This is a genomic window from Pararhizobium mangrovi (genome assembly GCF_006516965.1).
Taxonomy (GTDB): Bacteria; Pseudomonadota; Alphaproteobacteria; order Rhizobiales; family Rhizobiaceae; genus Pararhizobium_B; species Pararhizobium_B mangrovi.
Genome location: NZ_VHLH01000017.1, coordinates 23,851 through 31,447, shown reverse-complemented (window position 1 = coordinate 31,447; position 7,597 = coordinate 23,851). Strand labels below are relative to the sequence as shown.

General features: G+C 66.3%; 8 protein-coding genes. 1 reads left to right on the top strand and 7 read right to left on the bottom strand.

Features of this window, described 5'->3' with window-relative positions:
• The 7 genes from trbL to trbB all read right to left on the bottom strand — a co-directional run.
• The coding region (trbL, locus tag FJU11_RS10205; protein ID WP_141166951.1) for a P-type conjugative transfer protein TrbL at positions 1-892 on the bottom strand (892 nt) is incomplete at its 3' end.
• A gap of 1 nt (position 893) precedes the next feature.
• Complete coding sequence (trbK-alt, locus tag FJU11_RS10200; protein ID WP_141166950.1) at positions 894-1,184, bottom strand: putative entry exclusion protein TrbK-alt; 291 nt, start codon at positions 1,182-1,184, stop codon at positions 894-896.
• 10 nt (positions 1,185-1,194) lie between these two features.
• A complete protein-coding gene (gene trbJ / locus FJU11_RS10195; RefSeq protein ID WP_141166949.1) occupies positions 1,195-1,953 on the bottom strand; it encodes a P-type conjugative transfer protein TrbJ in 759 nt (252 codons plus the stop codon).
• Positions 1,950-4,391, bottom strand: a complete 2,442-nt coding sequence (gene trbE / locus FJU11_RS10190; RefSeq protein WP_141166948.1) for a conjugal transfer protein TrbE — start codon at positions 4,389-4,391, stop codon at positions 1,950-1,952. Before trbE ends, trbJ begins: the two co-directional genes overlap by 4 nt.
• A gap of 10 nt (positions 4,392-4,401) precedes the next feature.
• Positions 4,402-4,671, bottom strand: a complete 270-nt coding sequence (locus tag FJU11_RS10185) for a VirB3 family type IV secretion system protein (RefSeq protein ID WP_141166947.1) — start codon at positions 4,669-4,671, stop codon at positions 4,402-4,404.
• Positions 4,671-5,003: a TrbC/VirB2 family protein gene (locus FJU11_RS10180; protein ID WP_141166946.1), complete on the bottom strand. Its 333-nt coding sequence runs from the start codon at positions 5,001-5,003 to the stop codon at positions 4,671-4,673. Before FJU11_RS10180 ends, FJU11_RS10185 begins: the two co-directional genes overlap by 1 nt.
• Positions 5,000-5,983, bottom strand: a complete 984-nt coding sequence (trbB, locus tag FJU11_RS10175) for a P-type conjugative transfer ATPase TrbB (protein ID WP_141166945.1) — start codon at positions 5,981-5,983, stop codon at positions 5,000-5,002. Before trbB ends, FJU11_RS10180 begins: the two co-directional genes overlap by 4 nt.
• A gap of 514 nt (positions 5,984-6,497) precedes the next feature.
• Between trbB and FJU11_RS10170 the strand changes: the two genes are divergently transcribed.
• Positions 6,498-7,571 (top strand): phospholipase D family protein, encoded by a 1,074-nt coding sequence (locus FJU11_RS10170; RefSeq protein ID WP_141166944.1) that lies wholly within the window; start codon positions 6,498-6,500, stop codon positions 7,569-7,571.
• The last annotated feature ends 26 nt before the right edge of the window (positions 7,572-7,597 follow it).

Genomic DNA, 7,597 nt, shown 5'->3' with positions numbered 1-7,597 from the left:
CGCGCGCGGCGAGGCCGGCGCCGAGGCCGCCTGCCAGCACCGCACCGCCGGCGGCGAGCCCGGTGCCGACGGCAGCACCCGCGCCGAGCTGCGGTCCGCCCGAGACGATGCCGGTGGCGATGCCGGGGCCGAAGATGCCGAGGCCCAGCAGCGAGAGTGCTGCGAGCACGATCGCCATGGCCTCGTCGATCGTCGGCTGGCCGCCGTCGAAGCCTCGCGTAAACTCGGCAAACAGCGTCGAGCCGATGCCGATGATGACCGCGAGCACCAAGACCTTGATGCCCGACGAGATGACGTTGCCAAGCACGCGCTCGGCCATGAAGGCGGACTTGCCGAACAGCCCGAACGGGATCAGCACGAAGCCGGCGAGCGTCGTCAGCTTGAACTCGATCAGCGTGACGAAGAGCTGGACGGCGAGGATGAAGAAGGCGAGCAGGACGAGCGCCCAGGCGAGGAACATGCAGGCGATCTGGATGAAGTTCTCGAAGAACGACCAGTAGCCCATCAGGTCGGAGATCGATTCGAGCAGCGGCCGTCCGGCGTCGAGCCCGGTCTGCGCGACGCGGCCGGGATGGAGGAGATCGGCGGCGGTGAAGCCGGTGCCCGACGCCTTCAGGCCGAGCCCGGCGAAGCTTTCGAAGACGATGCGGGCGAGCGCGTTCCAGTTGCCGATGATATAGGCGAAGACGCCGACGAAGAGCGTCTTCTTCACAAGACGCGCGACGATGTCGTCGTCGGCGCCCCAGGACCAGAAGAGGGCCGCGAGCGTGACGTCGATGACGACGAGCGTCGTGGCGATGAACGCCACTTCGGGGCCGAGCAGGCCGAAGCCAGAATCGATGTAGCGGGTGAAGACGTCGAGGAAATGGTCGATGACGCCGGTGCTGCCCATCTCAGCGGTTCCCCGCGGACGGCTCGACAGCGGGCCGATCGCTCCCGAGGAAGCGCCGACGATTGTCCGCCCAGGCCTTCAGGCACACCGGATCGCGGGTCGCTTCGGCGCCGAGCCGCTGACAGCGGACGAGCAGCCGGTGCATCGGATCGACCGGCGCCGGCGCATGATCGGTGAGCACCGGCGGCGATGGCGGTGCGGCGTCGCGCTTGGTCATCTCGATCGCGGTGACGGTCGCGGCGAGACCGACGAACGCCGCCGCACCGATCCGGGCGAGGACCTTGCCGTCCATCGGACAACCCTCACTTGCCGCCGTCGTGGAACATCTGCGCGTCGCCCGGCTGGTAGCCCTGGCCCGGCGTCAGGAAGCGCCGGCGCTGCTCACGACCCTGTTCGGCCGCCGCCGAGCGCTCGGCGGCGCTCAGCGCTTGCGCCCGCCCGTTGGCGGCGACGAGCGCGGTCAGGTCGGAAAGCTGCTGCGCCTGGAGCGCCAGCAACTGGTTGCCGGCCTGCGTCGCCTGAAGCGCGCCGGCGGCCCCTTGGCTCGCGCCGACCAGCGCCGACATCTCGGACTTCGTGCCGTCGATATTGCCGACGACGCTGGCCTGGACGCGCATTGCGTCCTGAAGGCCGCCGACGGTGTTCAGCCAGCGGGTGCGGGCGCTAGCGACGAGGTCCTTGTCGGAGGCCGACAGCGAAGCCTGGCCGTAGGTCGTGTCGAACGCCTTGTCGATGTCGCGCACGTCGTAGGCGATGCGTTGCGCTTGCTGGAGAAGTTGCTGCGTGCGCTGCACCGATTGCTGCAATTGCTGGATCGACGAATAGGGCAGGCTCGCAAGGTTGCGCGCCTGGTTCATCAGCATCTGCGCCTCGTTCTGGAGCGAGGTGATCTGGTTGGTCACCTGCTGGAGCGAGCGCGCCGCCGTCAGTACGTTCTGGGCGTAGTTCGACGGATCGAACACGGTCCACTGTGCGACTGCCGGTGAGGCGAAGACGGGTGCGAGCGCTACGGGACCGGCAAGAGCGCCGATGGTCAGCGCACGGGCGAGAGCATTCTTCATGACAGTGTCTCCAAATTGACGAGGTCGGGAACGAGATCGGCGGCCCAGGCGACGCCGCGCTCGGCGAGCCAAGCGGCGAGGAAGCCGTCGCGGCCATGTTCGCTCGCGATGCGGGCGATGGCGGCTTGATCGGTCTTCGACGAGGCGGCGCACAGCGCCAGCGCCACATCGGACAGGCCGAGTTCGAACAACCGGTTGCCGCGCCGCGACTGGCAGTAATAGTCGCGCTTGGGCGTCGCCCGCGCGAGGATCTCGATCTGCCGGTCGTTGAGACCGAAGCGGCGATAGATGGCTGTGATCTGCGGTTCGATCGCGCGTTCGTTGGGAAGCAGGAGCCGCGTCGGGCAGCTCTCGATGATCGCCGGGGCGATCGGGCTGCCGTCGATGTCGCTAAGCGATTGCGTGGCGAAGACGACCGAGGCGTTCTTCTTCCTCAGCGTCTTCAGCCATTCGCGCAGCTGGCCGGCGAACCCTTCGTCGTCGAGCGCGAGCCAGCCTTCGTCGACGACGAGCAGCGTAGGCCGTCCGTCGAGCCGGTCCTCGATGCGGTGGAACAGATAGGCGAGTGTCGCCGAGGCCGCGCCGGTGCCGATCAGCCCCTCGGTCTCGAACACCTGCACCGAGGCTTGGCCGAGCCGCTCGCTCTCGGCGTCGAGCAGCCGCCCATAGGGACCGCCGACGCAATAAGGCTGGAGCGCGCGTTTGAGCACCTGAGACTGGAGCAGAACCGACAGGCCGGTCAGCGTGCGCTCGGCGACCGGCGCCGAGGCGAGCGAGGTGAGCGCCGCCCAGAGATGCTCGCGCAGCGCCGGGTCGACGGTGATGCCTTCGCGCCTGAGGATCGCGACCAGCCAGTCGCCGGCCCAGGCGCGTTCGGGCACCTGGTCGATGCGCGCGAGCGGTTGCAGCGCGACGCTGTCTTCGGCATCGTCACTCAGATCGCCGCCGAGATCGTGCCAGTCGCCGCCCATGGAAAGTGCTGCCGCGCGCATCGAGCCGCCGAAATCGAAGGCGAAGACTTGGCTGCCGCGATAGCGCCGGAACTGGAGCGCCATCAGCGCCAAGAGCACCGACTTGCCGGCCCCCGTCGGACCGACGACGAGCGTGTGCCCGACATCGCCGACATGGAGCGAGAAGCGAAATGGCGTCGAGCCTTCGGTCTTGCCGAAAAGCAAAGGCGCGTCGCGCAGATGCTCGTCGCGCGCCGGCCCCGCCCAGACCGCCGAGAGCGGGATCATGTGCGCGAGGTTGAGCGTCGAGACCGGCGGCTGGCGGACATTGGCGTAGACATGGCCGGGAAGCGAGCCGAGCCAGGCCTCGACCGCGTTGACGGTCTCGGTCATCGCGGTGAAGTCACGGCCCTGAACGACCTTCTCGACCAGCCGCAGCTTCTCGTCGGCGATGCGCGGGTCTTCGTCCCACACGGTGACGGTTGCCGTCACATAGGCCTGGCCGGCCATGTCGGCGCCGAGTTCCTGGAGCGCGGCGTCGACGTCCATCGCCTTGTTGTGCGCGTCGGTGTCGACCAGCGCCGAGGCCTCGTTGGTCATCACCTCTTTCAGGATCGCTGCGACCGACTTGCGCTTGGCGAACCATTGCCGACGGATCCTGGTCAGCAGCTTCGTCGCGTCGGTCTTGTCGAGCAGGATCGCCCGCGTCGACCAGCGATAGGCAAAGGCGAGCCGGTTGAGATCGTCGAGGATGCCGGGCGTCGTCGCGCTCGGAAAACCGGTGACGGTAAGGATGCGCAGATGTGCCGCGCCCAGCATCGGCTCGAGCCCGCCGGTGAGCGGCTGATCGGCGAGCAGCGCATCGAGATAGATCGGCGTCTCCGGCACGCGCACGCGCTGGCGTTTCGTGGAGACGGTCGAATGCAGATAGGTGAGCGTCTCGGCGTCACCCAACCAGGCGCAGGCCGGCATGAAGCTCTCGACGAGCTGGAGCACGCGGTCGGTGCGATCGACGAACCCGCGCAGGGTCTCGCGCGCATCCGCGCCCTCGGCACGCTCGCGACCCTCATACAGAAACCGCTCGGCGCGCGCGGCGTCCTCGGCCGGCGGCAGATAGACGAGTGTCAGAAAATAGCTGGACTCGTAATGCGCGCCTTCCTCCTCGAAGTCCGCCTTGCGCTCGGCATCGACCAGCGCCGAGGCGGCATCGGGAAAACGGCTGTCGGGATAGTGTCCGCCGGTATGGCGCTCGGCCTCGACGAAGAGCGCCCAGCCCGAGCCGAGACGACGGAAAGCGTTGTTGAGCCGGCCCGCCACCGCGACCAGTTCGGCGGGCACGGCGCTGTCGAGGTCGGGACCGCGGAATCGCGCGGTGCGCTGGAAGCTGCCGTCCTTGTTGAGGACGACTCCGTCGCCGACGAGCGCGACCCAGGGCAGGAAGTCGGCGAGCCGGGTGGCGGTGCGGCGATATTCGGCGAGGTTCATCATGGGCCGATCCTCAGACCGAAAGATGCGCCGGAATGCGCAGATGGCGGCGCACGACGTCGACGAACATCGGATCGCGTTTGGCCGCCCATACGCTCGCGAAGTGTCCGATCGCCCAGAGCGCGATGCCGACCAGCCAGAGGCGCAGGCCCAAGCCCAGCGCTGCGGCGAGCGTGCCGTTGAGGATCGCCACCGAGCGCGGCGCGCCACCGAGCAGGATCGGCTCGGTCAGCGCCCGGTGGACGGGCACGATGAAGCCGGCGACCGTTTCCTCGGCGGCCATCAAACGAGCGCCCCGCCGCCGAACGAGAAGAAGGACAGGAAGAACGAACTGGCGGCAAAGGCGATCGACAGGCCGAAGACGATCTGGATCAGCTTGCGCGCCCCGCCCGAGGTGTCGCCGAAGGCGAGACTAAGGCCGGTAATGATGATGATGATCACCGCGATGATCTTGGCGACCGGCCCCTCGATCGATTCGAGGATCGACTGGAGCGGCGCCTCCCACGGCATCGAGGACCCGGCGGCCTGCGCGGCAGGCGCCAGCGCGAGCGAAGCGATGACGCCGGCGGTGCCGGAAAGCAGGGTGCGACGCAGGCGGGAAGGACGGTCGGTCATACGGGGTCTCCGGATCTTTCTGGAAGGATGGAAGCGAGGCGGTAGTCGCCATCGGCGCTGAGCCCTTCGACGCGGGCGAGTTCCGCGAGACGTCGGTCGGCACCGCGGCCCGACAGCACCGCGATCAGGTCGATCGTTTCGGCGATCAGTGCGCGCGGCACGGTGACGACGGCTTCCTGGATCAGTTGTTCGAGCCGGCGCAGCGCGCCGATCCCGGAGCCGGCGTGGATCGTACCGACGCCGCCGGGATGACCGGTCCCCCAGGCCTTGAGGAGATCGAGCGCCTCGCGTCCGCGCACCTCGCCGATCGGAATGCGGTCGGGCCGAAGACGCAGCGACGAGCGCACCAGATCGGAGAGCGATGCGACGCCGTCCTTTGTGCGCAGCGCGACGAGATTGGGCGCCCTGCACTGGAGCTCGCGCGTGTCCTCGATCAGCACCACCCGATCCGTGGTGCCGGCAACCTCGGCGAGCAGCGCGTTGGTGAGTGTCGTCTTGCCCGTCGAGGTGCCGCCGGCGACGAGGATGTTCTTACGTGCCGCGACCGCCGTGCGCAGCGTCGCGGCGGCCTCCTCGGCCATGATGCCGGCGGCGACATAGTCGGCGAGTGTGAACACCGCGACGGCGGGCTTGCGGATGGCGAAGGCCGGTGCGGCCACGACGGGCGGCAGCAGCCCTTCGAACCGCTCGCCGGTCTCCGGCAGCTCCGCCGAGACGCGCGGGCTGCCAGAATGGACCTCGGCCCCGACATGATGGGCGACCAGGCGGACGATCCGCTCGCCATCGTCGGGCGTGATCGTCTTACCGGTATCGTGAAGGCCGTCCGCCAGCCGGTCGACCCACAGCCGGCCGTCGGGGTTGAGCATGACCTCGACGATGCCGGCGTCGCCAAGATAGCCGGCGATCGCCGGACCGAGCGCCGTGCGCAGCATGCGGGCGCCGCGTGAGACCGCCTCCGATCGTGGATGTGAACCTGCCATGTCGTCCCCTCAAAGCGAGGCCGGCGTCAGCCGCCCTCGCGTCGGGGTCGATTAGAAGAAGCAGGTTTGCGGGCTGTGCAACAGCGGCGACGGCGTAGTAGCGAGGTAGGCCGCAAAGACAGGCTTGCGGGGTCGTGAGAGAGATGGGGAAGGCAGCAGAAGGAAAGAAAAGCCAGGTTGGTATGCGCTCAACCTACTTCGAACGACTACACTCTTCGCGGAGCCATGTGGGGGATATCCGAGCCGCCGGTAGAACTTACGAACATAGCAGTCGTCTAGTTGTCCTGATCGCCCTGTCGAAACCAGCTCGTCCGTTCACGTAAAATCGCCGATAGACCAAGGACGAGTCCGTGGGAGGGCATATCCAATCGGCGATCAATGCGGTGCCTAGTTAGACGAACTCAGAATTCCCCTGAGGCAGCGAAAGCTCTTTGAAAAACAAGACAAAGTCCGAGGGTAGATCAGAGCCTGCCTTGAGCGTAAGTAAAGTGCGGCTCAAAAAGGGGAAGGATGGATGCTAATTATTCAGAACCGACTGCAGCCAGGCGCAATCCAGAACGCGCTCTTCGATTTGATGCGGGAAGGACTTGAAGCGGTCCGGGTCTGTAGTGCTTACATGTCCGTGTCCGGTAGCGAGATTCTGCTGGATGGCATCCGGCGATCGGCGGACGGCGGAAACCACGATCGGATAGAAAAGACGATCGTGACGTCGCTGGATTTTGGGATCACCGACCCCGACGCCCTCGCTTTTTGGGGTGACGTGCCGGGAACGAGGGTCTTTGTCGCCGGCGCTGCCCTGCTCGACCACGGCAACCTGGTGCCGCAGGTAGCATTTCACCCGAAGCTATATGTGTTCGACAGGCCCGAAGGGGGGATCGGCAGCCTTGTCGGGTCAGCCAATCTGACGAACCGTGGTCTAACGATTAACAGCGAAGCGGCCTGGGCGGAGCCGGCACACGACCGCGCTGCAGAAATGAATATAGCGTGGGATACGGTTACACACGACGCGGTCCCGCTGACCGGCAAAATTCTTGCGCGATACCGTGAGCTTCGGCGGCGTATGCCGCGCGAGCGGGCCATAGAAGAACTGGAGCCTGTGCCCGAACCTGCAATCGGTCCGCAACGCAGGTACACGCCGTTTGCCGATGCGGATGTCGATCCGCAGGCATTCACAAAGATGTGGATTCAATCCCGTGGTATGCAGGGCGGCGCCCGAACCCAACTTGAAATGCCGCGTGGCAGCCACCGGTTCTTTGGCGCGACATACGAAGGCTACGACTACGACAGGGTCGAGCATATTGCTGAGCCGGAACTTTTTTCGGGCCGCATGGAGTGGCGCAATCGACCGGTTACCTGGCACGGCGACAACCGCATGGAACGGATCAATCTGCCTTCGGCTGCAATGGGCGGATTTGCCTATGAGAACTCACTCATTTTGTTCCGACGCGTTGCCCGGAACAGATTTGAACTGCGCGTATATCCTTGGGATTCAGATTCTGCCCGCGCCTATGTCGAAGCATCAAGGCGCTCAGGACTAGTATTTCGTGTGGGGCGCAATAGTGAACGCCTTGCAGGATTTCTCCCCTAATCGTCGCGAATGAAGCGTACACAGAA